Source organism: Microvirga sp. KLBC 81, from assembly GCF_003075415.1.
Classification (GTDB): domain Bacteria; phylum Pseudomonadota; class Alphaproteobacteria; order Rhizobiales; family Beijerinckiaceae; genus Microvirga.
Map to the genome: position 1 here is coordinate 1 of NZ_QDAH01000073.1, position 22614 is coordinate 22614.

Genomic DNA, 22614 nt, shown 5'->3' on the forward strand with positions numbered 1-22614 from the left:
AGCATCGACCCGTGAGCCAGGAGACCTGCCGTCATCGTGCAACCCAAATGCCGCCGGAGGGGTGGCCAAGAGGTATCAATGTCGACCCTGATCAAGCAGCAGGCTTACGTCGCCACTTCGTCTCAGCGCCTCGTGGCCATTTTCGCAGCGGCAACCTTCGGCCTCGCACTCGTTTTCATTTCGGGCCTCGCCTCGCCTGAAGCGCTGCACAATGCGGCGCATGACTGGCGCCACTCGCATAACTTTCCCTGCCACTGACAGTGGCTCCCATGATCGTGCGGGTGCTGAAAGCGGCCTTGGTCGCTGGGTTTCTGGCTGCTTGCGTGGCCGCAACCCTTCAAACCTTCCTGACCTCTCCCCTCATCCTACAGGCCGAGACCTATGAAAAGGTGGCCTCGCCCGAGGCGCATGGCGCTGGACACGGCAGCCTGAATTCGCCCCATGAGCATCATGCCTCACCTGGCGCTGGGGCTGAGGACGCGTGGGAGCCGAGTGAGGGCTTTTCGCGAGCGGCATTCACGGCTCTTGCCACATTGGTCAGCGGTGTCGGCTATGCCGCGATCCTTGCGGCTCTGATCATTGCAGCGGGCCGAGAGATCGGCCTGCAGACGGCTGTGCGATGGGCTATCGGCGGCTTTCTTGCGGTCAATCTCGCTCCCGCTGTCGGATTACCTCCAGAACTTCCTGGAATGGGAGGCGGGCATCTCGCCGGACGGCAAATCTGGTGGGTCTGCACCGTCCTCGGGACCGGACTTGGTTTGTATCTGATCACGGCGGTGCGTCATCATGCGGCTGTTGCCCTTGGTCTGCTCGCCATCGGGCTTCCTCACGTGATCGGGGCGCCCCATGCGGATGCGGCATCAAGTGACGTTCCGGCTGTCCTTGCCGCACAATTTGCAGCCCGCTCGCTTGCTGTTGCATTCGCTTTCTGGGCAACCCTTGGAATTGGCCTCGGCTGGTACTGGACGCGACAGGAAGACGGCACGACGTCAGAGCTCCTGTCTCAGGCGGCTCGCGTCACAAGCCGACGCAAGGCCGTTTAGTCCATGACGTCAACCCCTGCAGAGATCTGCCTCCATGTTTGCGTCACTTGCCGCGAGGCAGGTGGCCCGGATGACAAGGCGCTCCGGCCCGGTGCGATTCTTCACCGAGCCCTGACGGAGGCGCTTGCTCAGCTCGGCGCGCCTGAGGTGCGGGTGGAGGCGGTCGAATGCCTGTCGGTGTGCAAGCGTCCCTGCACGATCGCAGTCTCGGGTCCGGGGCGCTGGACCTACATCTATGGCGATCTGAACGCCGAGACATCGGTTGAAACGATCCTCGACGGGCTTCGCCGCTATGCCGCCACCTCGGATGGCCTCGTGCCCTGGCGCGAGCGGCCTGAAGCGTTCCGCAAGGGCGTGGTCGCCCGCATTCCCCCGTTCAAAACAAGCAGCGCGGCTTGAGAAAGCTGCCGAAAGGCTCACCTCATGAGCGATCTCACCAAGATCCCCTGCACCATCATCACCGGCTTTCTTGGCGCGGGCAAAACCACTCTGGTGCGTCACCTGCTGGAGAATGCCGGTGGTCGTCGTCTCGCCGTTCTCGTCAACGAGTTCGGCGATCTCGGCTTCGATGGCTCTTTCATCGAAGGCTGCGGCATCGAAGGCTGCACGCAGGAAGACATCGTCGAGCTGCCGAATGGCTGTCTGTGCTGCACGGTGGCAGATGATTTCGTGCCGGCCCTGAACACGCTGCTCAACCGGCCGAACCCGCCCGAGCACATCCTCATTGAAACTTCAGGGCTCGCCCTGCCGAAGCCGCTGGTGCGGGCCTTCAATTGGCCGGACATCCGCTCCCGCGTCACGGTCGACGGCGTGATCGCCGTGGTGGACGGCCCTGCCGTCGCCTCCGGTGCCTTTGCCGAAGACCCGGATGCGCTGGAAGCTCAGCGCGCTGCAGACTCGTCTGTTGATCACGAGAACCCGCTCGAGGAGGTCTTCGAGGACCAGTTGCTCTGCGCGGACCTGATCCTGCTCAACAAGACGGACCAGATGGCATCCGGTGACAAGTCGAAGGTTCTCGCTGAGATCAACGAGTATCTGCCGCGTGCCGTGAAGGTGATCGAAACTGCCCACGGCAAGGTCGACCCGAAAGTGCTGCTCGGCCTCGGCGCTGCCGCCGAAACGGATCTGGACGCGCGCCCCTCTCATCACGAGACGGCCGAGGACCACGACCATGATGATTTCGAGAGCATCGCGATCCCGGTCGATCCGGTCGCCTCGCCGGAAGCGCTGGTCGCCCGTGTCGAGCGCGCAGCGGAGGCGGCGGGCGTGCTGCGTATCAAGGGCTTCGCGCCAGTTGACGGCAAGCCGATGCGCCTCGTCGTACAAGGCGTCGGCCAGCGTGTCGCGCATCACTTCGATCGTCCCTGGAAGGCGGGCGAGGCGCGGGATGGACGCATGGTGGTGATCGGCCTCAAAGGCTTCGACGTGAAGGCCGTCGAGTCCGCTCTGCGCAACGGGTGAGATGCACCTTCTTCCGGTCACGACGGTATCCCTCGACAAAGGCTCGGAGGCCATCGACCTCCAGCAGTCCCCGGGGGACATCGTGGTCCTGTCCTTCGCGGACAGTGACCTCGGTGCGCTGGCGGCCGCTCAACAACGTAAGCCGGATGGACCATCGCTCCGCCTGGCTTCGCTCCGCCGCCTGCGCCATCCTCTTTCGGTCGACCTCTATATTGACAAGACCGCCGCGAAGGCGCGCTTCGTCCTCGTGCGCTGCCTCGGCGGGCGCGATTATTGGCACTACGGACTGGAGCGATTGGCGGAAACCTGCCGCAGGGCAGACGTGAAGCTCGCCGTAATACCGGGCGATGACCGGCCCGATCCTCGGCTTGCCGCCTATGCCACCGTTTCCCCTGCTCTCTGTGACGAGCTGGAAGGGTATTTTCGAGCTGGTGGCATCGACAACATGAGCCGCCTGCTCACGCGCATCGGCCACGAGATCGGCGACAGGAGCTCGATCGTGGAGGCGCCGCAAGCCATTCCTCGCGCCTTTGCATGGACTCCGGAGGATGGGATCGCGGAGTTCGAGAGGTTGCTCGCCCGGTGCTCTGATCAACACCCCCTCGCGCATATTCTCATTTACCGCTCGTCTGTTCTTTCAGGCGATACGTGGGCCATTGAGGCTCTATCAGCAGCCCTTCGCATGCGCGGCATCGCTCCGCTCGTGCTCGCGGTCTCAAGCCTGAAGGATCTGGAGGCTGTTTCCTTCGTGCGCCATGTGATCCAGGTTCGCCGACCGGATGTGATTGTCACGACGACGGCGTTCTCAGCGCGCGACGACGCCAGTTTCGTGCTCGACGAGGCCGATTGTCCGATCCTTCAGGCGACTCCTGTCGGGAGCGCGAAGGAGGCTTGGGAAGCCTCTCCGCGTGGTCTCTCCGCTGCGGATCTCGCCATGCAGGTTGCCCTGCCCGAGTTCGATGGCCGCATCGCGGCGGGTCCCATCTCGTTCAAGGCTGAGCAGTCCGCGGATCCCATCCTGAGCTTCTCCCATCGCATACAAGAACCGGATGGGGCCAGCATCGATACGGTTGCGGACATCTCCGTCGCATGGGTGCGCCTCGCCAGAACGCCGCGTCCTGAGCGGCGGCTGGCGCTCGTTCTCTCCGATTACCCGGCGCGCGGCGGCCGGGCCGGCTTTGCGGTGGGGCTTGATACACCGGCGAGCGCCTGCGCGATCCTGGACCTGCTGCAGGAGGCCGGGTATGATGCGCAGCGGGGCTTCACCTTAGACGATCTGATGACGCGCCTGACCGAAGGCGAATATGCGTTCGAGGTTCCGCTTGCCGCCTATCACGCGTGGCTCGATACCATGTCTGCGGAGCAGCGATCGGCGATCTCCCAGCGCTGGGGTGATCCTGAAAGCGATCCGGCCCTGAAAGGAAATGTCTTCCGTTTTCGCGCAGTGCGTGCCGGCCATATCCTCATCGCCCTTCAGCCGGACCGAGGCCACGGTAAAGACCGCAAAGGCTTCTATCACGATCCCGATTGCCCTCCGAGCCATGGATATCTCGCCTTCTATGTCGGCTTGCGACGTTTGGAGAACATTCACGCGCTCCTGCATCTGGGAACGCACGGCACCATCGAATGGCTGCCCGGCAAGGCAGTCGCACTCTCCTCCACTTGCTGGCCGCGTCTCGCAATCGGCTCTGTTCCTGTTGTCTATCCCTTCATCGTCGATGATCCCGGAGAAGCAGCGCCCGCCAAGCGTCGGATCAGTGCAGTCACGATCGGACATCTCACGCCGCAGACTGGCGAAGCAGGTTTGCACGGTGAAGCGGCAGCGCTGCGCGAATTGGTAGAAGAGTTTTCCTCCGCTCAGGTGCTTCATCCAGGGCGGGCCAAACTCGTGGCGGACGAGATCCTGGAACGTGCACGCGCCAGCGGACTTGCCGCTGCGTGCGGCGTCGATGACGCCATGCCCATGGACGAGGCCCTGACGCGCCTCGATGCTCATCTCTGCGATCTTGGCGAGGTGACGATCCGCGAAGGCCTTCACGTCTTCGGACATGCGCCCAACGGCTTTGAAGCGTGCAGCATCGGCGAACGGGAACGTCTGTTGAAGGCGCTCGATGGCCGTTTCGTCATTCCCGGTCCGGCGGGATCGCCCTCGCGCGGGCAGACGGAGGTTCTGCCCACCGGTCGCAATCTTGCGACGCTCGATCCGCGCGCCATTCCAACGCGTGCAGCTACCGAACTCGGCTGGCGCGCTGCGGCAGAAGTGGTGCGCCGCCATTTGCAGGAGGAAGGCGACTGGCCGCGCCGGATCGTGATGGACCTGTGGGCTTCGCCGACACTGCGCTCCGGCGGCGAGGACATTGCCCATGCGCTCGCGCTCATGGGCGTGCGCCCCACGTGGGATCATGCCTCCACCCGTGTGACTGGCTTCGAGATCGTGCCGCAGCCTCTGCTCGACCGTCCCCGTGCGGATGTCACGGTTCGTGTCTCCGGCGCATTCCGGGATACGTTCCCCAATCAGATCGCGCTCCTCGATCAGGCAGTCCGCGCCGTGGCTGCGCTCGACGAGGATGACGAATGGAACGAACTCGCCGCTGCTCGTCGGCGTGGCGAAACGCTCTCCCGCGTGTTCGGATCGGCCCCTGGTGTCTACGGTACCGGCGTATCCGCTCAAGTGTTAGACGGTGAATGGAGCATGCGAAACGATCTCGGCCGCACCTATCTTGAAGGCACCTCTCATGCCTTCGGTGCGTCCGGGACAAGCAACGCGGATGAGAGTTTTCCGCAACGCGTCCAGCAGGCCGAAGCCTTCGTGCATATGAGCGATGTGGCTGAGCGCGACATTCTGGAAGGCGACTCCGCCGCCGACGTCATCGGCGGTTTCGCAGCGGCAGCAGAGGCTCTTGGCTCCTCTCCTGCCCTCTACAGCCTCGACACAAGCCGTCCGCAGAACCCGAAGGCCCGCACCCTGCAGGAGGATGTGGATCGCCTCGTACGCGGCCGCCTGACGAATCCACGCTGGATCGAGGGCCAACTCCGCCACGGCTGGCGCGGTGCTGCCGAGATCGCGCAGGGGGTGGACGCGCTTTACGCTTTCGCGGCAACGACCCGCGTAGTCTCGAATGCGGCGTTCGATCTCCTGTTCAACGCCCTCATTGCGGATCAATCCGTTCGCGAGCGGGTCGACGCTGCGAATCCTGCTGCCGCGCAAGCTATTCGGGATCGTCTCGCCGAGGCAAGGCAGCGGGGCCTGTGGAAGAGCCGCCTTAATTCCGTGGCAGCCTTGCTAGATGATGATCGGCAGGAGGTGACGGAGTGACAGCCGTGAGCACGCTCATGCGCAGAGGCTGGTGCCCGGGTGTGCGCCGCCCGATGGCGACCGGCGACGGTCTGCTCGTGCGCCTTCATCCTCTTGGCGGTCGGCTCTCAGTGGATCAGGCACGCCTTGTCGCAGATGCCGCACGCAAACACGGCAATGGCCATCTCGACATCACGGGGCGCGGCAATCTGCAAATCCGCGGCGTGCGCGACGAGACCTATCCCGCATTGCTGGCGCTCCTCGAGCGCGAAGGCTTAGTCGAGCTGGAGGGCGACGGCCCAAACCGCCTTACCGTGACCTCGCCACTTGCAGGGATCGATCCGCTCGATCGTTTCGATACCTTCGTCTTGGCACGAGCCATCGAGGATAAGGCTCACGCTATAGACGGTCTGTCCGCAAAGTTTGTCGTAGCCGTCGATGGCGGCGGTTCCATGCCGCTCGACGCCATCGGGGCCGATATACACCTGCTGCCTGTGAACGAGAGCAATATGATTGCCTTCGGCGTTCCATCGTCCGACGGTTTGCAGTGGATCGGAGCGACTGCCCTTGCCCGTGTGCCAGAGGCAGTCGCTGACATCCTTTCGGGCTATGCCAGGATGAAAAAGGCAGGGCGGACGGAAGCCCGGCGGCTGCGCGATCTCGAGCGGGATCTTGTTCGAGAGCTCGCGGATGCCGCAGCGCTCGAACCGACCTCCCCTCTCTGCGTGCGTCCTCCGGCACCACGGGCCGGCATCCTGCATGCCAAGGGCGGTAAGGCCTTTCTTCTCGCCCTTCCTTTCGGCCGCTGTGGAAGCGCGCAGCTGGAGCAGGCCGCTGCATGGAGCGAGCGTTTCGGCATGGGAGAAGTCCGCCTGTCATTCACGCGAGGAATTCTGCTGCCGGGACTAGCAGAAAGTCATCTTGTCACATTTCTCGATGAAGCTCGCCGCCCCGGCTTCATCACCGAAGCTCAGGACCCTCGCCTGTCGCTGCTTGCCTGTCCTGGCAAGCCTGACTGCGCCAGCGCCTTGACGCCCGCCCCTGTCAACGCCTTGCGGATCGCAAGCGCCTGCGGTCCTCTGCTGTCTCAAGGCGCGACCCTTCACGTCTCAGGCTGCCGAAAGGGCTGCGCCCATCCGAGCCAAGCAGACCTCACGCTGGTCGGCCGCGACGATGGCCGCTATGACGTGATTCCGAACGGCTCCACGCAGGACGCCACCTGCCTTCACCTTTCCATCGACAATCTCATGACGCGTTTATTGCCCTTGAATACCTTGGACGACCTGCGCTGCGCCTTTGCGGAGAGCGCACGATGAGCAACGTCCGCGACTACATCCGCGAGGGAGCGGAGATCTATCGCCGCTCGTTTGCGATCATCCGCAGCGAGGCGGACCTGTCCCGCTTTTCCGGCACGGCCGAGCGCGTTGTCGTGCGCATGATCCATGCCTGCGGCATGACCGACCTGCCCGCCGATGTCGATCTGTCATCCGACTTCGCTGAAAAGGCAGAAGACGCTCTCAAGCGCAGCGCGCCGATCCTGTGCGACGCCAAGATGGTGGCGAACGGCATCACCCGTTCCCGGTTGCCTGCGGATAATGCGGTCATCTGCACCCTCGACGATCCGCGCGTGCCCGCGATGGCCGCCGAACTCGGCAACACCCGCTCGGCGGCGGCCATGGCGTTGTGGCGAGAGCATCTCGAGGGCTCTCTCGTGGTTGTCGGCAACGCGCCCACGGCCCTCTTCCATCTCCTCGACATGCTCGATGCCGGTGCGCCGAAGCCTGCGGCGGTAATCGGCATTCCCGTCGGCTTCATTGGCGCGGCGGAATCCAAGGATGCACTGGCCCGGGATGGCCGCGTCCCGTACCTCGTCGTCCATGGACGGCGTGGTGGCAGCGCGATGGCGGCTGCAGCGGTCAATGCCCTCGCCAATCCCGTCGAGTGAGACAGGCATGACCCAGACCGCCATTCGCTTCTTTGGCCTCGGGCTCGGCCCCGGCCATCCGGACTACATGACGGTGCGCGCCCGCAAGGTGCTCGAGACCGCCGACCGGCTGGCTCATTTCTGCAAGCGCGGCAAACGGGGCAATGCCCGTACCATCGCGGACGCCATCGTCGGTGCGGAACCGGAGCGGGAGATCGCTCTCGTGTATCCGGTGACGACGGAGATCCCGGCCGACCACCCAGATTATGCCGCGACGCTCAAACCCTTCTACGAGGCTGCGGCAGCACAGCTTCTTGCGGAGACCGAGGCTGGCCGCACCGTCGCGCTGCTGTGCGAGGGCGATCCCTTCTTCTACGGCTCCTTCATGCATCTCTGGTGGCGTCTCAAGGACAAGGTGCCGACCGAAGTCGTGCCCGCCGTCTCCGGCATGTCGGGCGCGTGGACCCGTGCTGGCGCGCCGATCACCTGGGGCGATGACGTGCTCACCGTGGTGCCTGGAACGCTGCCGGAGACCGAGTTGACGCGACGCCTCTCCGGTACCGACGCCGCCGTGGTGATGAAGCTGGGGCGCAACCTGCCGAAGGTGCGCAGGGCGCTGGCCTCCGCAGGGCTTCTGGAACGTGCGATCTATGTGGAGCGCGCCACGATGGCCGAGGAGCAGATCATTCCGCTCCACGATCTGCCGGACACCATGGAGGCTCCGTACTTCTCGCTCATCATCGTGCCAGGACAAGGGAGGCGCGTATGACGGGCCAAATCACCATCATCGGTCTTGGCCCCGGTGATCCGCGCTGGCTGACGCCAGCGGCCTCCGAGGCACTCGCCTCGGCGACGGATCTCGTCGGCTATGGCCCCTATGTCGGCCGCGTGCCGGAACAGCCCGGTCAGCGCCGCCATGTCTCCGACAATCGCGTCGAACTCGATCGCGCGCGCTTTGCCCTTGATCTTGCAGCAAACGGGGCCCGCGTCGCCGTGGTTTCCGGCGGCGATCCCGGCGTGTTTGCGATGGCAGCGGCGGTGTTCGAAGCGCTTGAGACGGGCAATCCCGCGTGGCGCAGCCTCGACATCCGCGTGGAGCCCGGCATCACGGCCATGCTCGCCGCCGCCGCCCGGGTGGGCGCGCCGCTGGGCGGTGACTTCTGCGCCATGTCGCTCTCCGACAATCTCAAGCCTTGGGCGATCGTGGAGAAACGCTTAAGGGTAGCGGTCGAGGCCGATTTTGTGGTGGCACTCTACAACCCGATCTCCTCCGCACGGCCCTGGCAGCTCGGCGCTGCGCTGAAGATCGTTGCTGATACGCGAGGTCCCGACACACCGATCATTCTCGCCCGCGCGGTGGGGCGTCCCGATGAGGGCATCAGGATCCTGCCGCTCTGCGAGGTCGAGGCTTCCCTTGCCGACATGTCCACCGTGGTGATCATCGGCGCCAGTACGACGCGGCGGATTGAGAAGAGCAATAGCGATACGCCCTACGTGTACACGCCTCGATTCTACGGAGCGCGCGCGTGATGCCGTTCGAGCCAGTCGAGCGCCGCGTCGGCGGTCGTGACCTCCTCGATGTCTTGAGGCATCGCGGGCCGTGCCACGACGATGACCGGCAGGCCCAGAGCGCGCGCGGCCGCAATCTTCGGATAGGTCGCGGCGCCGCCGGAGTTCTTCGTCACCAGCACATCGACCCGTTCGCGTTCCATGAGCGCGCGCTCCGCAGCCTCGTCGAAGGGCGCACGGTCGCGAATGGCGATGACATTCGGAACCGGCAGCGCATCGCCGACAGGCTCGATCGTGCGAACCAGGTAAGTGTGCTGTGGCGCAGCCGCGAAGTGCGGAAGCTCGAGACGGCCGATGGTGAGAAAGACACGGCGAGGCGCGTCTCCGAGAGCGCCAACTGCCGCTTCCATGGACAGCACATTAATCCAGCGGTCGCCCTCCTGCTGCGTCCAAGGTGGACGGCGCAATGCGACAAGCGGCACTCCGGCCTTCGCGCAGGCTTCAGCGGCATTGCGGGACATGATGGCAGCGAATGGATGCGTCGCATCGACCACCGCTTCGATATGCTCGTCATGCAGGAAGCGGGTGAGCCCCTCCACGCCGCCGAAGCCGCCGATGTGCGTTGGAATCGGCAGGGGACGCGGGTCGCGGGTGCGGCCGGCGAGGGACAAGAGAGGGCTGAAGCCGGACCGGCCCACAAGCCGCGCCGCGAGCGCGGAGGCTTCGGTGGTACCGCCCAGAATGAGAATGCGCATGAGCTCCTTTTCTCCGAATTCTGAGCCCGAGTCGAGCGCTCCACCGCGCTGCCCCTGGCTGACCATCATCGGCATCGGCGAGGATGGACGGGCAGGCCTGTCGGCGGCGGCTCTCACTGCTCTCGACGGGGCGGAGCTCGTGATCGGCGGTGCGCGCCATCTCGACCTTGCCGCTCCCCTGTCCGCGCGCACGCTCGCTTGGCCAAGTCCCTTTTCGGACGGGTACAAGATGGTTCTGGAGCGACGGGGCCAGCCCACATGCGTGCTCGCGACAGGCGATCCCTTCCATTACGGCATCGGCGCCGAACTCGCCCGCTTCATCCCGGCCGGGGAAATCATCAGCTTCCCGCAGCCCTCCGCCTTCAGCCTCGCTGCCGCGCGTCTGGGCTGGTCGTTGCCTGATTGCGACTGCGTGAGTCTTCATGGCAGGGCAATCGAACGGATCGTGTCCTATTTGCAGCCGGGCGCGCGCATCATCGCCCTGTCGTGGGATGGCTCCACGCCGGGCAGGCTCGCGGAACTGCTGACGGCACGAGGTTTAAGCGCTTCGACGATCACCGTGCTCGAAGCCATGGGCGGATCGCGCGAGCGCATCCGATCCAAGGCAGCCGCCGAATTCGACATCGCGGAAATCGACCCGCTCAACACGGTCGCCATCGAGGTTGCTGCGGCGGACGATGCCCGCATGATCCCCCTTGCGCCGGGCCTTCCCGATACATGGTTCGAGAATGACGGTCAGCTCACGAAAGCGGAAATCCGCGCGCTGACGCTGGCGGTGCTCGCACCGCGAGCAGGCGAGCTGCTGTGGGACATCGGCGCAGGCGCGGGTTCGGTCGGCATCGAGTGGTGCCTGCGCCATCCACGAAACCGCTGCATCGGCATCGAAGAGCGCGAGGACAGGGCCGACCGGGCGCGTCGCAACGCAGCGGAACTTGGCGCGACGGCCCTGGATATCAAGCTCGGTTGTGCTCCTGAAGCGCTCTCGGGCCTGCCCTCTCCGGACGCGGTGTTCATCGGCGGCGGCGCGTCCGAACCCGGAGTCTTCGACACGGCCTGGATGGCGCTTAAGCCCGGCGGCCGCCTCGTCGTCAATGCAGTGACCATGGAGACCGAGACACTGCTCGGCACCCTCCATGCTCGTCATGGCGGCCTCATGCGGCGCTTGGCGCTCTCACGCCTGGACCGCGTCGGCGGCATGCATGGCTGGCGGACGGCCATGCCCGTCACGCAATGGGTGGTGACGAAACCATGATTGTGGCCGGCGTAGGATTCAGGCGTAACGTCGATGCGGACGAGATTGTGGCGCTCGTGGAGCAAGCCCTCGCCCGCGCCGCCGTGGCGAGAGAAGCCTTGGATCAGCTCGCGACGGTCGAAGCGCTCGCTGCTCTTTCCGCCTTCAGTGAAGCGGCTCGCCGTCTTGCCGTCACACCCATCTCTGTTGCAGAACAGGTCCTGATTGCGGCAGCGCCGCGCGGGAGCACACACTCGGCGCGCTCCATGGTAGCGCACGGGGTTGGATCGGTCGCGGAAGCCGCAGCGCTTGCGGCGGGAGGGCCGCAATCGGAACTCATCCTGGAGCGCATCGCCTCAGCCTCCGCCACCTGCGCCCTGGCGCGACGGGAGATACGTTCATGACCGTTCATTTCATCGGGGCCGGCCCCGGAGCCGCTGACCTGATCACCGTCCGCGGGCGCACGCTCGTCGAGCGCTCCCCGGTCTGCCTTTATGCCGGCTCCATCGTGCCGCCGGAAATCCTCTCCTGGTGCCCGCCCGGTACACGCCTCGTCGACACGGCACCGCTCGATCTCGATGCCATCACGGCCGAATATGTGCGAGCGCATGAGCGTGGCGAGGACGTCGCGCGCCTGCATTCGGGCGACCTCTCGATCTGGAGTGCCATGGGCGAGCAGATCCGCCGTCTCGATGCGCTCGGCATTCCCTATACGACCACGCCCGGCGTTCCGGCCTTTGCGGCAGCGGCGGCGGCGCTTGGGAGAGAGCTGACAGTGCCTGAGGTCGGCCAGTCGGTGGTTCTCACACGCACCTCGGGTCGGGCGTCGGCTATGCCGGAGACGGAGCGTCTCACAGTATTCGCCCAGACGAAGACGACCCTCGCGATCCATCTGTCGATCCACGTGATCGAGCAGGTTGTCGAGGATCTGTTGCCGGCATACGGCTCCGATTGTCCCGCAGCGGTGATCTGGCGCGCATCCTGGCCCGATGAGCGGGTCCTGAAAGGCACCCTCGGAACCATTGTCTCCATGGTACGAGCCGAAAAGCTGGAGCGAACGGCACTGATCCTGGTTGGCCGTACACTTGAGGCAAAGGATTTCCGGGGCAGCGCACTCTACTCGACGGATTACGACCGGCGCTTCCGTCCCAGCTTGCAAGAGGGCAGCCGATGAAGCACATGCCGCCCGTCAACCTTGGATCAGGCGAGGACGCGGAAATGCGCATGGCGCGCTTGTCCCGTGTCACACCGTCGTTTGCTCCCGGCACCGTTTGGCTCGTCGGGGCTGGTCCGGGCGATCCGGGCCTGTTGACGATCCATGCCCTCAACGCCCTCGCGACGGCGGATGTCATTGTCTACGACGCGCTCGTTGGGCCGGATATCCTGTCGTTTGCCCGCGCAGGTGCCGTGCTCGAATTCGCAGGCAAGCGAGGAGGCAAGCCCTCAGCGGTTCAGCGGGATATCTGCGAACGGCTGATCCAGCTTGCCCGCGAAGGACATCGCGTACTGCGGCTGAAAGGCGGCGACCCCTTCATCTTCGGACGAGGGGGTGAAGAGGCGCTGGCGCTTGCTGAAGCCGGCGTCTCGTTCCGCATCATTCCAGGCGTGTCGAGCGGCCTCGCATCGCTGGCCATTCATGGTGTTCCGGCCACCTTCCGTAAATCCAACCACGCCGTCATTCTCGCAACCGGTCATCCGGCGCCTGGCGAGGAAATAGACTGGGCCTCTCTGGCCCGCACCGGCGCTCCGATCGTTCTCTACATGGCCGTTTCAAGCATTTCATCCATCGTAGGCTCTCTGATGGAGGGCGGGCTCGCCGGCGACACGCCTGCGCTTGCCGTCCATGAGGCCACGAGATCCCGGGAAAGTGTGGTGGAGGCGACGCTTGAGAGTCTTCCCGGTCTTGCCGAAAAAGGCATAATCCGCTCTCCCGCGATCATCGCCATCGGAGCGATCGCAGCCTTTCGCTCGACCATCGCCAACCATCTCCTGGAGTTCGGCAGCGAGGCGACTCAGTGACCTCTGCTCCTGGCATTCTCATCGCAGCACCCCGCTCGGGGTCCGGTAAGACGACGATCACGCTGGGGCTTCAAAGAGCGCTGGCGCGGCGTGGCCTGCGTGTGCGCGGCATGAAATGCGGCCCGGATTACATCGATCCGGCCTTCCATGCAGAAGCCACCCGTGCACCGAGCTACAACCTGGACAGCTTCGCCATGAGCACGCCCCTGCTGAGGGCTCTTGCCAGCGAGGCCGCCTCCGCCGCGGAGTTCATCATCGCGGAAGGCTCGATGGGGCTTTTCGATGGAGTGCGTCAGGAGATCGGCCGCACAGGGGCCAGTGCCGATATCGCAGCCTTGCTCGGCTGGCCGGTGGTTCTCGTGCTCGATGTCTCCGGGCACGCACAATCCGCCGCAGCGGTCGCGCTCGGCTGCGTACAATTCGATCCGAGGATCACACTTGCCGGCGTGGTGCTGAACAAGGTGGCGAGCGAGCGCCATTGCAGGCTCGTCGAGGACGGCATGGCGCGCATCGGCATGCCCGTGCTTGGTGCGCTCATGCGGACCGACACTCTGATCCTGCCCGAGCGCCATCTCGGCCTCGTGCAGGCTGGCGAGACGGATGAACTCGATCAGCGGCTGGAACTGCTGGCCGATGCGGTGGAAAACGCAATCAACATCGACCGTCTCGTGGCGCTGAGCCGCCCTACCCTCATCGGCAAAGACACCGCCGTACGAGCTTTATCACCACCCGGGCAGCGCATCGCGCTTGCATCGGATCGAGCCTTTTCATTCATCTATCCTCATGTGCTCGCAGGCTGGCGAGCGGCGGGAGCGGAGATCGTGACCTTCTCTCCGCTCGCAGACGAACCTCCGCCGCCGGATTGCGATACATGCTGGCTTCCGGGAGGTTATCCGGAGCTTCACGCAGGACACATCGCCAACGCGCGTCGCTTTCTCCAAGGCCTGCGCAGCTTCTCCAAGCAGCGCCCGGTCCATGGAGAGTGCGGAGGATACATGGTCCTGGGTGACACGCTTGAGGATGGAAGCGGCCAAGTGCATCCCATGGCGGGGCTGCTGCCAGTCGAGACGAGCTATGCCAAACTCAAGATGCATCTCGGCTATCGGGTCGCGCATCTGCTCCACAATGGAGTATTGGGGCCGGCAGGCACCCGTCTCGTCGGACACGAGTTTCACTATGCCTCGGTCACACAAAGCGACAACTCTCCGGATGTGGCCTTTGCCACCATCATGGATGCCGAGGGGACTCATCTGGGAGCCGCGGGCCACCGCAGAGGATTCGTGACAGGTAGCTTCTTCCATGCCATCGCACGCGAATGAGCATCGTTCATCCAACGACGCGTCGGGAGAGCTTGCGAAGGATAAGGTGACCTTCACGCGCCCTTTCAATGTTCGTTGCCCGCGCTGCGGAGCAGCGCGAGGTCAGCCATGTACAACAAAAGCAGGCATTGATCGTGAGCCGCACGAGGGTCGTATTGCGAAGGCGGGCGGGCGTTGAGTGCAGCAGACCGTGCCTCAGACTTAAGGTTCTGTCGCAAATCCGGATCAGAGATGAGAGTGGATCAGGTGCTTGTGGAGAGCTCATGCGGCGAGCAGATCAAATTGCTCCGCGAGTGGCGACTGCAGATTGCGGGCGTACTTCGCCTGTCCTTTCCGCATCATGTGAACCATTTCGATCCCGCCTAAGATCACGCGAGCGCTGCTCAAAGACTTGAACCCGAGCATCGGCAGGATCCGCCGCTTGATAGCCCGATGATCTTGCTCGATCCGATTGTTCAAGTAGGCACTTTGCCGGATGCGAATGGGCTTCAGATCACGCCGTGTTCTATCCTGGAGCCGATCGGCAGTATCGCAGGAGAGGATCACTTCCCAGTTCGTCGGGCTGCCATCGATCACGATCCGCTCGGGCCGGCCGTGCCGCTTCAGCGCTCGGGAGAGGAAGCGCTTAGCGGCTGCCAGATTGCGGCGCTCGCTGAACCAGAACTCGACCGTGTCGCCATTGCTGTCAATGGCGCGGTAAAGGTACATCCATCGCCCGCGGACCTTGATGTATGTTTCGTCCATGTGCCATTTGCTGGTGACCGGGCGCTTGCGCCGGTTAAATTGCTCCAGCAAGAGCGGAGCATAATGCACAGTCCAGCGGTGGACGGTCGCGTGATCGACGGAGATGCCGCGCTCGGCCATCATCTCCTCTAAATTCCGGAGGCTCAGGTTATAGGCCAGATACCAGCGCACGCAGAGTAGGATTACTGATCGATCAAAATGCCTGCCCTTGAACACGGCCCCCTCCGTCTCTAAGCCGGGAGAGCAGTAGCTAAAACTCTGAAACAAAAGGTTTGCGACAGAGCCGGCGCGAAGAAGCAAACTATGGTCTTGCGTATCTCACACAGATGAAACCTGCCATTCGGTGACACCTTTGTGATTGTCCGATCAACCAAGCGCCCGTCCCACAGCCGCCATCCCGTGGCTGTCTCAGTGACAACTTCACTCTTGTCCTCGGCAAGTTCGCGGCAATCACGATCACTACAACAGGACCAGGGCTACCAGCTATGAGCCAATGCCAGGTCAGCGGCTAAGACCAAGATCACCATCGCAAGCAATATTCGATTGAAGCGAAACACGCCTGGCTCCTGATGCGTACCCAAGTGTCAGGTATGACAGCTTTAGAAGCTCCGCCTTCACATAAATCATTCTTCTCTGTGTGAGGCAGAGGGTGAGAAGCCGTCGTGGAATCCGATCCGAGCTTCTACCAGCTGCCATCAAGATCACGGATGTTGAGCCGTCAGGCCACCTAAAACCAGAAATGGCGGCTGAGAAGCTAGCGAGGATCGCTGCTTAATGTGCAAGATTGGAGCCTGATGAGAGCGTTGTCAGGCTCTTGGTTCATCGCGGGAATGAACAAGCTTCGTAAGACGGCTAATGTGGAATGATATGATCCTCGGATCCCGAACATAGGGAAACAATCCACTCTAGGAATGTGAGCGGTCTGCTTCAAACGCTCAGTGCTCAATGATGCAAATCATAGAAAGATCTTTACGACGTTTGAAGATCAGCCTTTAAAATTATTGAAACAGTGCCTTTTACTGCTCAGCCAACTGTGCAATTTTGATGGCATGGCCTCTTTTCGCCACAAAGCGAGAAGGCGCAACAGCATACACTCCCACCATCAGCAAAACTCCTTGCTTCATAGTTGAAGGCTTAAGATATGAAGATAATCGACCTTCCGGTCCGTGAGGTGCGGTTCGGCTTTTCTGGTCCTGATGATCGCGTCGTATCGCTGAACATTCCAGCGGCGAATGAGGATGGGAGACCGCATCCTTTTTGTTCTTTCGATATCGAATACGATCCAGAGCAGCCTGACATGCTGACGATTTGTCTGTTGGAGGAAGATCAGGACAGCTTCATCCGCACAGTTCGGGAGAGCATCCCATTTCCGGTACGCCGACTTGCTGAACTACTCAGCAGAAGAGAGGCTACCGCAGAGGAGGTCGCAGCATGGCGCTCCGTTGCGGACGAGGATGAGTGAGGCGTCCGATGCAGCGCCCTTCCCTCTGATAATCTCTATTCCAGCCCACAGAGGTGGAGACCAAGGCGCGGATCTGTGAGACTGCAAGCGTAGCTTTAACTGCGCCGAGTGGTCTGCCCCCTTTGACGGGATCCGACGCTCAAGTGAGTTTGGACCGCAAAGGAGGCGCGCATGCCGAAGAAGAAGCACACCCCGGAAGAGATCATTGCGAAGCTGCGTCAGGTTGATGTTCTGGTCCAGGGGGCGGCTCTCGATGGAGGGTCGCCTTTCTCATGTCCGTGACGTCACGGAACAACCCTGAGCCACAACCCACAGACCGACATCTGGCACCGAGGCTGCAACATTCATCTACCTCGAATGTTGTGATCCCATGCCGCGCTTCTTCTTTGACACCTATGACGGCGAGACGTTCATCCCCGACCAAGAGGGCCTGGAACTAGGCGGCCTCAAGGAAGCGGAGGATCAAGCGGCTCGTTGCTTACCTGATATGGCACAGGACGCGCTCCCCGATAGTGACCGCCGTGACTTCGTTGTTGCGGTCAGGAATGAGTCTGGTGAGACGGTCCTCAGAGCAGGATTGTCATTGGTGATCGAGAGGCTTGTTCAATCGTAGCTGCTGCTGGTCTTTAGAATCACACAGAGTTTTTCGTGAAGAATATCAGGCAAGCAAAAGTATCCACCTCTGCATCGATGAACGATTACGTGAGAATATGTGCAGAGGTGGATAGTAAACTCGTCAAACAATGTGTTGCCAAGCTACCGCGAAACGTGGCTGTATTATGACGTTGTTCAACAACAAACATCCAAACAACCTATGGGGCACATCATGGAATTCACGATTACCCTTAGCTCATTCTCATTCACTTGAGACAGGCTGGATCTTCTCGCTTCCTGGAAGGGCGCTTGGCAGTGCGTATGGACGCCGGGAGACGGGTGAATCTGGGATTGGCTGAAGAAGCGGGACTGACCTCATGGAAAGAGCCCCAGGCAAGGGAGTACCTGAGGCTCTCCGCTTAATCCCGCCTAGCTGACATGTAGCCCGTGGAGGATGCTAGGCATAGGATCAACTCTGAACAGGGCTTCTGAGTTCACTCCAGTTCTCCAGGATTTCCAAGGAGCGGCTCTCGATGAAGGGTCGTTCTCCTCACCTCTGGATGGCCCTTTCCAGTGTCGCCGTCACGTCACTGGCGGCGATCTTGGCTTGGGAGGTACTTGCACCCATCCGACCAAGAAAGCCTGTCAGTGACACTCACCTCCCCAAAGCAAAGAGCCCCAGGGATCGGACCTGAGGCTCTCACTTGGGGCCAAGTAAGGTGCCTAGTGGGCTGGGGGGCAGGCTTGCATCACTAGGCGTTAAGCTAACTACCCACTGGCGTTCTCAGTTCAATAGACTGAAGGGGTACAGGTGTCCCTATGGATGGCCTCCAGAGAAAGGCTGTGGTCTGTGCAGCAATGAGGGCTGACGGGCAGACCGTGAATTGGGGGAAGACCAGTTTCCACCTGTACTAGAGAACCTGTACTAGAGAAGAGGTCCAATTCCCCTCCCACTAGACAAGACGCCCTTCATGACTGCTCCTAATATTCCGTTCAGTTCGGACTGCGACGGCAGCAAGCAACATATCGGGAAGCGGCCCAGCCTTCGGTGCCGTCCTGTAGTCTTACACGCAGCCATGTCCCTTTACGATCCAGAACCTTCATAAGTGTTTCAGGAGGCATCTTTAGCAACCGCACTGATCGAAGGTCCGTAAGCGTCCGGTGCCCCTGACGGTTAGTTGAGACCACAGCACTTTTTGTATTTTTTACCGGAGCCGCACGGGCATGGATCGTTGCGGCCGACCTTGCCAAAGGTCGGTTTCGGCGTAACTGGCTGGCAAGATGCTGGCTGACCCGCCAAGCATTGAGGATCTCGATCCAAGCGGGTATGAGATCAGGCGCCTTTTCGGTCAGCTCCTGGACCTCTTGCTCGGCCAGATCGCTTTCAGCGTGAGCAATATCGATGAGCATGACAAGACCGGTCAGGGCCATGCGCGCCTTCTCGTCGCCCTTGAGAATGTCCGCCCAGCTGTCTGGGCGAAGCTGCATCGCGGTCTCAAACCCTTCGATCCAAAGCTCCCAAAGCGTTTCATCGTGCCGGGCATCGACTTCGAATACGGGCGCATAGCAACCCGAATGCAGATCGTTGGCTGTGGCGTTGTAGTGCTCCATCACCAGCCCGACGAGTTGCTCGGCCTGTCGGGCATTCTCGAAGACAGGAGCTTCGTCCTCATCACTGCCCCAGACCAGCGGCAACCACTCGCCCGGCATGATCAGGTCTGGGCAAACAAGAATCCCTGCGAGAAAGCCGTCGAGCTCACTCACGAGCATCGCGTCACTGTCGATCGGCAAACTGGCCAGCTTCTTCTCAAGCAGCTTCAGACGGCGTGGGATGTTCTGCATGCGGCGTCCAATTCCAGGGCAGCAGGTCACTGACGCGGTTGATCGGATGATCCGCGATCCGGGCCAGAACGTCGCGCAGCCAAGCCTCCGGATCAAGGCCATTCAATTTGGCGGTTTCAATCAGCGACAGAATGGCCGCAGCTCGTTCTCCGCCGGCGTCCGACCCCGCAAACAGCCAGTTCTTCCGTCCAAGAGCAACAGGGCGAATGGAGCGCTCGGCGGCCTTGTTGTCGATCTCGAGTGTGCCGTCATCGAGATAGCGGCACAGGGCCGTCCAGCGCGACAGAGCATAGCGGATTGCCTGTGCTGTGGTGCTCTTTCCAGGCAGACGCGCCAGCTCCCGCTCGAGCCATTGTCGCAGCGCCTCGACCTTCGGCCTCGCCTGCTCCTGACGCACCTGGTGCCGCGCCTCCGGGGGTGATCCGCGAATGGACGCCTCGATGTCATAAAACTCCCCGATGCGACGGAGCACTTCCTCGGCAATCGGGGCCGCTCCGCTGACCGTCAGCTCGAAGAACTTGCGCCGAGCATGGGCCCAACAGGCGGCCTCCACAATCGCACTTCGTCCGTCCGGCGCTCGGGTCCGGTACAGGTCCTTGAAGCCCGCATAGGCATCGGCGTGCAGAACGCCGGAGAAGCCCTTCAGATGCGCCTGCGGGTGCATGGCCTTGCGATCGCGGCTGTAGAGATAGCACACGGCCGGAGGCGTAAGACTCTGCCAGGGGCGCTCATCGCGGACATAGGTCCACAGCCGTCCCTGCTTGGTCTGGCCCCGTCCAGGCTCCAGAACGGGAACCGGTGTGTCATCGCCATGCAGGCGCATGCCGGCAAAGACATGGGCGCGAACCGCTGCAACCAACGGCTCCATCAGCCATGCCGCGCGTCCCATCCAGTCGGCCATGGTCGAGCGCGCAATCTCGACGCCCTCACGGGCATAAATCTCCGACTGCCGGTACAGCGGCAGGTGATCGCAGAACTTGGCGACCAGCACATGCGCGACCAGCCCTGGCCCGGGTTTGCCGCGCTCGATGGGCAGCGAGGGCATACTGGCCGCGACCACTGCGTCACAAGTCATGCACCGATGATGCGGCTGAATGTGACGCACCACGCGGAAGGACGCCGGCACATAATCGAGAACCTCGGTGACCGTCTCGCCCGATTTGCGCAGCCGGTCGCTGCCGCACAGGGGGCAGACGCAGCGGGCGGCATGGACCACGTCCTCGCGCGGCAGATGGTCTGGCAGCGGCAGGCGCGCCGGTCTCCGGTCCGCTTGCCTCGCAGCCGGCTGAGCCTGCCCGGTCTCCTGCGCCGCGGCGGCTTCGATGTCCTCCAAGGCCAGCTCAAGCTGCTCGATGGTCCGGTCGATCTTCTCGGAGGAGGCTCCAAACCGCGCCCGGCGCAACAGCAGCAGTTGCGCTTTCAGCTTCTCGACCAAGGTCCGCTCCGAGCGCAGCTCGGCTTCCTTGGCCGCCAGTTCGGCGGCCTGCGTGGCGATAATCGCACGGAGCGCATCGGGCTCGGATGGAAGCGGATCAGGTAGAGCCACCATGATCCGCAAGGCTAGCTGATTTGCCTGGAGCAGAATAGCTATCCTGTCGGACTCACACGGCCATCACGCGACACGCGACGGTGGCGAGGACCAAGCGGGACGTCGCCAGTCAATTCCCTCCCACAGCATGGCCAATTGAGCCGATGTCAGCCGCGCGGTTCCGTCCGCCGGCGAGGGCCAGGGAAAGCGACCACGCCGCAGGATCTTGTAATAGAGACAAAACCCCTGGCCATCCCAGAACAGCAACTTGATGCGGTCGCCGCGCCGGCCGCGAAAGGCGAACACTGCCCCTGAGCAGGGATCCTGACGCAGAACCTCCTGGGCGAGTGCGGCAAGGCCGGACACGCCCTTGCGCATGTCAGTGACGCCGCAGGCCAGGTACACCCGCACGCCGCTGCCTGGCGCAATCATGCTTCCTCCACCGCCCGGATGAGACGGCGCAGAACATCGACATCTGCACCAACGTCGATCCGCAGTGTTCGTCCATTGGTGAGGCCGATCTCGATCTGGCCTGGCACTGATGAGCGCGGTGCCGGCTTTCCAGGCGCCACCGCATCGGCCCTCAGGTCAAGGGGCAGAAAGGAAACCGTGTCGTGCGCGACGGAGTGGTCAGCCCGCAGCTGTCGGCGCCACGTGTAAATCTGCTGCGGCAGAAGATCGTGCCGGCGAGCGACTTCGGCTGCACTGGCATCCGGGGCGGAGGCCTCCTCCAGGATGCGCAGCTTCTCTTCGGTCGGCCACTGCCGCCGGCGCTCCCGACCTGTGATGATCTCCATCCGTCCCATCGCTTCGTCGCTAACTTCGAACATAACTGCGAAATCAGCTTCGAAACGTGGACCAGAAGCACTCCGTCGAAAACCCTCCTAGACCGGACGCTTACGAAGGTCCGGGGCGGCTTTGAGCGCCAGCCAGTTATCTCCCTTAGGATCAAGTCCAGTCACGTAATGGTACGTCTCATTCTGCAATGAGGATGGTTTGGCAACAGGGCGGTAGATGACATACGGTTCTCTGTCCCAAGGTCCAGCACCTGAAGGTCGATACCGTACCTTTGAGCCTCGGCCGGGGTCAGCCAAGTCATGTCAGTCGGGCTGGCTTGAGCGATATAGACAACCGCCGACAGAGGAAGCCCTAACCGGGTCAGATAAGCTCCAACGACTGCGTTGCCTAAACCACTCTCCTGTGCAGTTCCGTTCCTAACTGTATAGGCCGCATGGAAGCCCACAAGCGATGTAGATGACATAAACCGCTGGTGCCGCCGAGCCATGCCAAAGCACAGGCGGAGGCACACATTGTTCCAGGCGCTACCCCTGGGCTGAGATTCTTCATACGGATGATCTCACCCATACGGATTCCAGCACTGAGTGCGCCGCCTTCGCTCTGAAACAGAACGGCTCTCTTAGAATACTGCTGAACAGCAGCATCAAACCGCTGCTCATCACCTTGCTCTAACGTACCTTCCACGACAATGAAGCCAGCATCGTCGGAAATCCTAGAGTGCCGAATATCGGCGGCCTTCGCATTGAGTCCGAACAAGACTCCAATCACCAACCCAATGATGATTGATCGCTTCATCTTCAATCCCAATCTCAAACCTCACGTGCAGCGTAAGATTGGAACAGTGCAGAAATGATTAAGCAATGCGGAATCGGGTTGCAGAAGAGTGAGGCAGAGTGTGGGAAGCCGTTCTTGAACCCGGTTTAGGGTTCGTAGCGAATTGTAACTCTTCACTATCTAACTCGGTTAGGAAGTGGACCCATCCACCGCCCAGGAACGGTCAGAACGGTTCGGCCGGCATTGTCACGGGAACGGCTAACGGGTCGGGCTGATGCATGGTAGGGCAGGGGGATGCAACTCATCTCCTATGCTC

General features: G+C 62.4%; 24 protein-coding genes and 1 pseudogene. 16 read left to right on the forward strand and 9 right to left on the reverse strand.

The features are described 5' to 3' along the window. The first annotated feature begins 78 nt into the window (after nucleotides 1-78). From DC522_RS26660 to cobJ, 9 genes are read left to right on the forward strand one after another with little or no spacing between them, the layout of a single operon-like run. On the forward strand, nucleotides 79-258 hold the full coding sequence (locus DC522_RS26660; RefSeq protein WP_116531596.1) for a CbtB domain-containing protein: 180 nt from the start codon (nucleotides 79-81) through the stop codon (nucleotides 256-258). Between the two features lie 11 nt (nucleotides 259-269). Next, entirely contained in the window at nucleotides 270-1043 is a 774-nt protein-coding gene (locus DC522_RS26665) for a CbtA family protein (RefSeq protein WP_116531597.1), read from the forward strand. A gap of 3 nt (nucleotides 1044-1046) precedes the next feature. Next, a complete protein-coding gene (locus tag DC522_RS26670) occupies nucleotides 1047-1442 on the forward strand; it encodes a DUF1636 domain-containing protein (protein WP_116531598.1) in 396 nt (131 codons plus the stop codon). Nucleotides 1443-1466: 24 nt separating this feature from the next. After that, nucleotides 1467-2504, forward strand: a complete 1038-nt coding sequence (cobW, locus tag DC522_RS26675; protein WP_116531599.1) for a cobalamin biosynthesis protein CobW — start codon at nucleotides 1467-1469, stop codon at nucleotides 2502-2504. 1 nt (nucleotide 2505) lies between these two features. Further along, nucleotides 2506-5820 carry a cobaltochelatase subunit CobN gene (gene cobN / locus DC522_RS26680; protein ID WP_116531600.1) on the forward strand — a complete coding sequence of 1105 codons (3315 nt, stop codon included), beginning with the start codon at nucleotides 2506-2508 and terminating at the stop codon, nucleotides 5818-5820. Further along, nucleotides 5817-7115 (forward strand): precorrin-3B synthase, encoded by a 1299-nt coding sequence (gene cobG / locus DC522_RS26685; RefSeq protein ID WP_116531601.1) that lies wholly within the window; start codon nucleotides 5817-5819, stop codon nucleotides 7113-7115. The genes cobN and cobG overlap by 4 nt, the downstream gene beginning before the upstream one ends. After that, on the forward strand, nucleotides 7112-7744 hold the full coding sequence (locus tag DC522_RS26690; RefSeq protein ID WP_116531602.1) for a precorrin-8X methylmutase: 633 nt from the start codon (nucleotides 7112-7114) through the stop codon (nucleotides 7742-7744). Before cobG ends, DC522_RS26690 begins: the two co-directional genes overlap by 4 nt. 7 nt (nucleotides 7745-7751) lie before the next feature. Next, nucleotides 7752-8492: a precorrin-2 C(20)-methyltransferase gene (locus DC522_RS26695; RefSeq protein ID WP_245444564.1), complete on the forward strand. Its 741-nt coding sequence runs from the start codon at nucleotides 7752-7754 to the stop codon at nucleotides 8490-8492. Then, nucleotides 8489-9253: a precorrin-3B C(17)-methyltransferase gene (gene cobJ / locus DC522_RS26700; RefSeq protein ID WP_116531604.1), complete on the forward strand. Its 765-nt coding sequence runs from the start codon at nucleotides 8489-8491 to the stop codon at nucleotides 9251-9253. Before DC522_RS26695 ends, cobJ begins: the two co-directional genes overlap by 4 nt. Here the strand turns inward: cobJ and DC522_RS26705 are convergent. Continuing rightward, nucleotides 9235-9987, reverse strand: a complete 753-nt coding sequence (locus tag DC522_RS26705; RefSeq protein ID WP_116531605.1) for a cobalt-precorrin-6A reductase — start codon at nucleotides 9985-9987, stop codon at nucleotides 9235-9237. The genes cobJ and DC522_RS26705 overlap by 19 nt on opposite strands. On the opposite strand from DC522_RS26705, the gene cbiE reads away from it, so the two are divergent. From cbiE to DC522_RS26730, 5 genes are read left to right on the forward strand one after another with little or no spacing between them, the layout of a single operon-like run. Then, the gene (gene cbiE, locus DC522_RS26710; protein ID WP_116531606.1) at nucleotides 9986-11239 is read left to right on the forward strand and encodes a precorrin-6y C5,15-methyltransferase (decarboxylating) subunit CbiE; all 1254 of its coding nucleotides are present in this window, start codon (nucleotides 9986-9988) and stop codon (nucleotides 11237-11239) included. The genes DC522_RS26705 and cbiE overlap by 2 nt on opposite strands. Beyond that, entirely contained in the window at nucleotides 11236-11622 is a 387-nt protein-coding gene (locus tag DC522_RS26715; RefSeq protein ID WP_245444566.1) for a cobalamin biosynthesis protein, read from the forward strand. The genes cbiE and DC522_RS26715 overlap by 4 nt, the downstream gene beginning before the upstream one ends. Beyond that, the gene (gene cobM, locus DC522_RS26720) at nucleotides 11619-12392 is read left to right on the forward strand and encodes a precorrin-4 C(11)-methyltransferase (protein WP_116531607.1); all 774 of its coding nucleotides are present in this window, start codon (nucleotides 11619-11621) and stop codon (nucleotides 12390-12392) included. Before DC522_RS26715 ends, cobM begins: the two co-directional genes overlap by 4 nt. Further along, nucleotides 12389-13237 carry a uroporphyrinogen-III C-methyltransferase gene (gene cobA / locus DC522_RS26725; RefSeq protein ID WP_245444568.1) on the forward strand — a complete coding sequence of 283 codons (849 nt, stop codon included), beginning with the start codon at nucleotides 12389-12391 and terminating at the stop codon, nucleotides 13235-13237. Before cobM ends, cobA begins: the two co-directional genes overlap by 4 nt. Beyond that, nucleotides 13234-14556, forward strand: coding sequence for a cobyrinate a,c-diamide synthase (locus DC522_RS26730; RefSeq protein ID WP_116531608.1), 1323 nt, complete (start codon nucleotides 13234-13236; stop codon nucleotides 14554-14556). The genes cobA and DC522_RS26730 overlap by 4 nt, the downstream gene beginning before the upstream one ends. A gap of 261 nt (nucleotides 14557-14817) precedes the next feature. Here DC522_RS26730 and DC522_RS26735 read toward each other — a convergent pair whose 3' ends face one another. Next, complete coding sequence (locus DC522_RS26735; protein WP_116531609.1) at nucleotides 14818-15516, reverse strand: IS6 family transposase; 699 nt, start codon at nucleotides 15514-15516, stop codon at nucleotides 14818-14820. A 925-nt stretch (nucleotides 15517-16441) separates the two neighbouring features. On the opposite strand from DC522_RS26735, the gene DC522_RS26740 reads away from it, so the two are divergent. Together DC522_RS26740 and DC522_RS26745 are read left to right on the forward strand one after the other, a co-directional pair. Next, nucleotides 16442-16762 (forward strand): hypothetical protein, encoded by a 321-nt coding sequence (locus DC522_RS26740; RefSeq protein WP_116531610.1) that lies wholly within the window; start codon nucleotides 16442-16444, stop codon nucleotides 16760-16762. Nucleotides 16763-17132: 370 nt separating this feature from the next. Further along, entirely contained in the window at nucleotides 17133-17375 is a 243-nt protein-coding gene (locus tag DC522_RS26745) for a hypothetical protein (protein ID WP_116531611.1), read from the forward strand. A gap of 974 nt (nucleotides 17376-18349) precedes the next feature. Here the strand turns inward: DC522_RS26745 and DC522_RS36305 are convergent. From DC522_RS36305 to DC522_RS26770, 7 genes and pseudogenes are all read right to left on the reverse strand, one after another. Beyond that, nucleotides 18350-18478: an SH3 domain-containing protein gene (locus DC522_RS36305; protein WP_256369923.1), complete on the reverse strand. Its 129-nt coding sequence runs from the start codon at nucleotides 18476-18478 to the stop codon at nucleotides 18350-18352. 52 nt (nucleotides 18479-18530) lie between these two features. Continuing rightward, nucleotides 18531-18677 (reverse strand): SEC-C metal-binding domain-containing protein, encoded by a 147-nt coding sequence (locus DC522_RS36310; protein ID WP_371680590.1) that lies wholly within the window; start codon nucleotides 18675-18677, stop codon nucleotides 18531-18533. A gap of 35 nt (nucleotides 18678-18712) precedes the next feature. Further along, nucleotides 18713-19198: pseudogene (locus tag DC522_RS36315) on the reverse strand (UPF0149 family protein); the annotation flags it as partial. Next, complete coding sequence (locus DC522_RS26755) at nucleotides 19164-20747, reverse strand: IS66 family transposase (protein WP_116531612.1); 1584 nt, start codon at nucleotides 20745-20747, stop codon at nucleotides 19164-19166. The pseudogene DC522_RS36315 and the gene DC522_RS26755, both read right to left, overlap by 35 nt. Nucleotides 20748-20810: 63 nt before the next feature. Then, nucleotides 20811-21158 (reverse strand): IS66 family insertion sequence element accessory protein TnpB, encoded by a 348-nt coding sequence (gene tnpB, locus DC522_RS26760; protein WP_116531613.1) that lies wholly within the window; start codon nucleotides 21156-21158, stop codon nucleotides 20811-20813. Then, the gene (locus tag DC522_RS26765) at nucleotides 21155-21556 is read right to left on the reverse strand and encodes a transposase (RefSeq protein ID WP_116531614.1); all 402 of its coding nucleotides are present in this window, start codon (nucleotides 21554-21556) and stop codon (nucleotides 21155-21157) included. Before DC522_RS26765 ends, tnpB begins: the two co-directional genes overlap by 4 nt. A gap of 355 nt (nucleotides 21557-21911) precedes the next feature. Next, nucleotides 21912-22325 (reverse strand): hypothetical protein, encoded by a 414-nt coding sequence (locus tag DC522_RS26770; RefSeq protein ID WP_116531615.1) that lies wholly within the window; start codon nucleotides 22323-22325, stop codon nucleotides 21912-21914. Nucleotides 22326-22614 lie beyond the last annotated feature (289 nt).

Excerpts from the sequence above, each read along its gene's own strand:
- DC522_RS26660 (WP_116531596.1), top strand. The coding sequence starts at position 79 with ATGTCGACCCTGATCAAGCAGCAGGCTTACGTCGCCACTTCGTCTCAG.
- DC522_RS26665 (WP_116531597.1), top strand. The coding sequence starts at position 270 with ATGATCGTGCGGGTGCTGAAAGCGGCCTTGGTCGCTGGGTTTCTGGCT.
- DC522_RS26670 (WP_116531598.1), top strand. The coding sequence starts at position 1,047 with ATGACGTCAACCCCTGCAGAGATCTGCCTCCATGTTTGCGTCACTTGC.
- cobW (WP_116531599.1), top strand. The coding sequence starts at position 1,467 with ATGAGCGATCTCACCAAGATCCCCTGCACCATCATCACCGGCTTTCTT.
- cobN (WP_116531600.1), top strand. The coding sequence starts at position 2,506 with ATGCACCTTCTTCCGGTCACGACGGTATCCCTCGACAAAGGCTCGGAG.
- DC522_RS26690 (WP_116531602.1), top strand. The coding sequence starts at position 7,112 with ATGAGCAACGTCCGCGACTACATCCGCGAGGGAGCGGAGATCTATCGC.
- DC522_RS26695 (WP_245444564.1), top strand. The coding sequence starts at position 7,752 with ATGACCCAGACCGCCATTCGCTTCTTTGGCCTCGGGCTCGGCCCCGGC.
- cobJ (WP_116531604.1), top strand. The coding sequence starts at position 8,489 with ATGACGGGCCAAATCACCATCATCGGTCTTGGCCCCGGTGATCCGCGC.
- cbiE (WP_116531606.1), top strand. The coding sequence starts at position 9,986 with ATGAGCTCCTTTTCTCCGAATTCTGAGCCCGAGTCGAGCGCTCCACCG.
- DC522_RS26705 (WP_116531605.1), bottom strand. The coding sequence starts at position 9,987 with ATGCGCATTCTCATTCTGGGCGGTACCACCGAAGCCTCCGCGCTCGCG.
- DC522_RS26715 (WP_245444566.1), top strand. The coding sequence starts at position 11,236 with ATGATTGTGGCCGGCGTAGGATTCAGGCGTAACGTCGATGCGGACGAG.
- cobM (WP_116531607.1), top strand. The coding sequence starts at position 11,619 with ATGACCGTTCATTTCATCGGGGCCGGCCCCGGAGCCGCTGACCTGATC.
- cobA (WP_245444568.1), top strand. The coding sequence starts at position 12,389 with ATGAAGCACATGCCGCCCGTCAACCTTGGATCAGGCGAGGACGCGGAA.
- DC522_RS26740 (WP_116531610.1), top strand. The coding sequence starts at position 16,442 with ATGAAGATAATCGACCTTCCGGTCCGTGAGGTGCGGTTCGGCTTTTCT.
- DC522_RS26745 (WP_116531611.1), top strand. The coding sequence starts at position 17,133 with ATGCCGCGCTTCTTCTTTGACACCTATGACGGCGAGACGTTCATCCCC.
- DC522_RS36305 (WP_256369923.1), bottom strand. The coding sequence starts at position 18,478 with ATGCCTCCTGAAACACTTATGAAGGTTCTGGATCGTAAAGGGACATGG.
- DC522_RS26755 (WP_116531612.1), bottom strand. The coding sequence starts at position 20,747 with ATGGTGGCTCTACCTGATCCGCTTCCATCCGAGCCCGATGCGCTCCGT.
- tnpB (WP_116531613.1), bottom strand. The coding sequence starts at position 21,158 with ATGATTGCGCCAGGCAGCGGCGTGCGGGTGTACCTGGCCTGCGGCGTC.
- DC522_RS26765 (WP_116531614.1), bottom strand. The coding sequence starts at position 21,556 with ATGTTCGAAGTTAGCGACGAAGCGATGGGACGGATGGAGATCATCACA.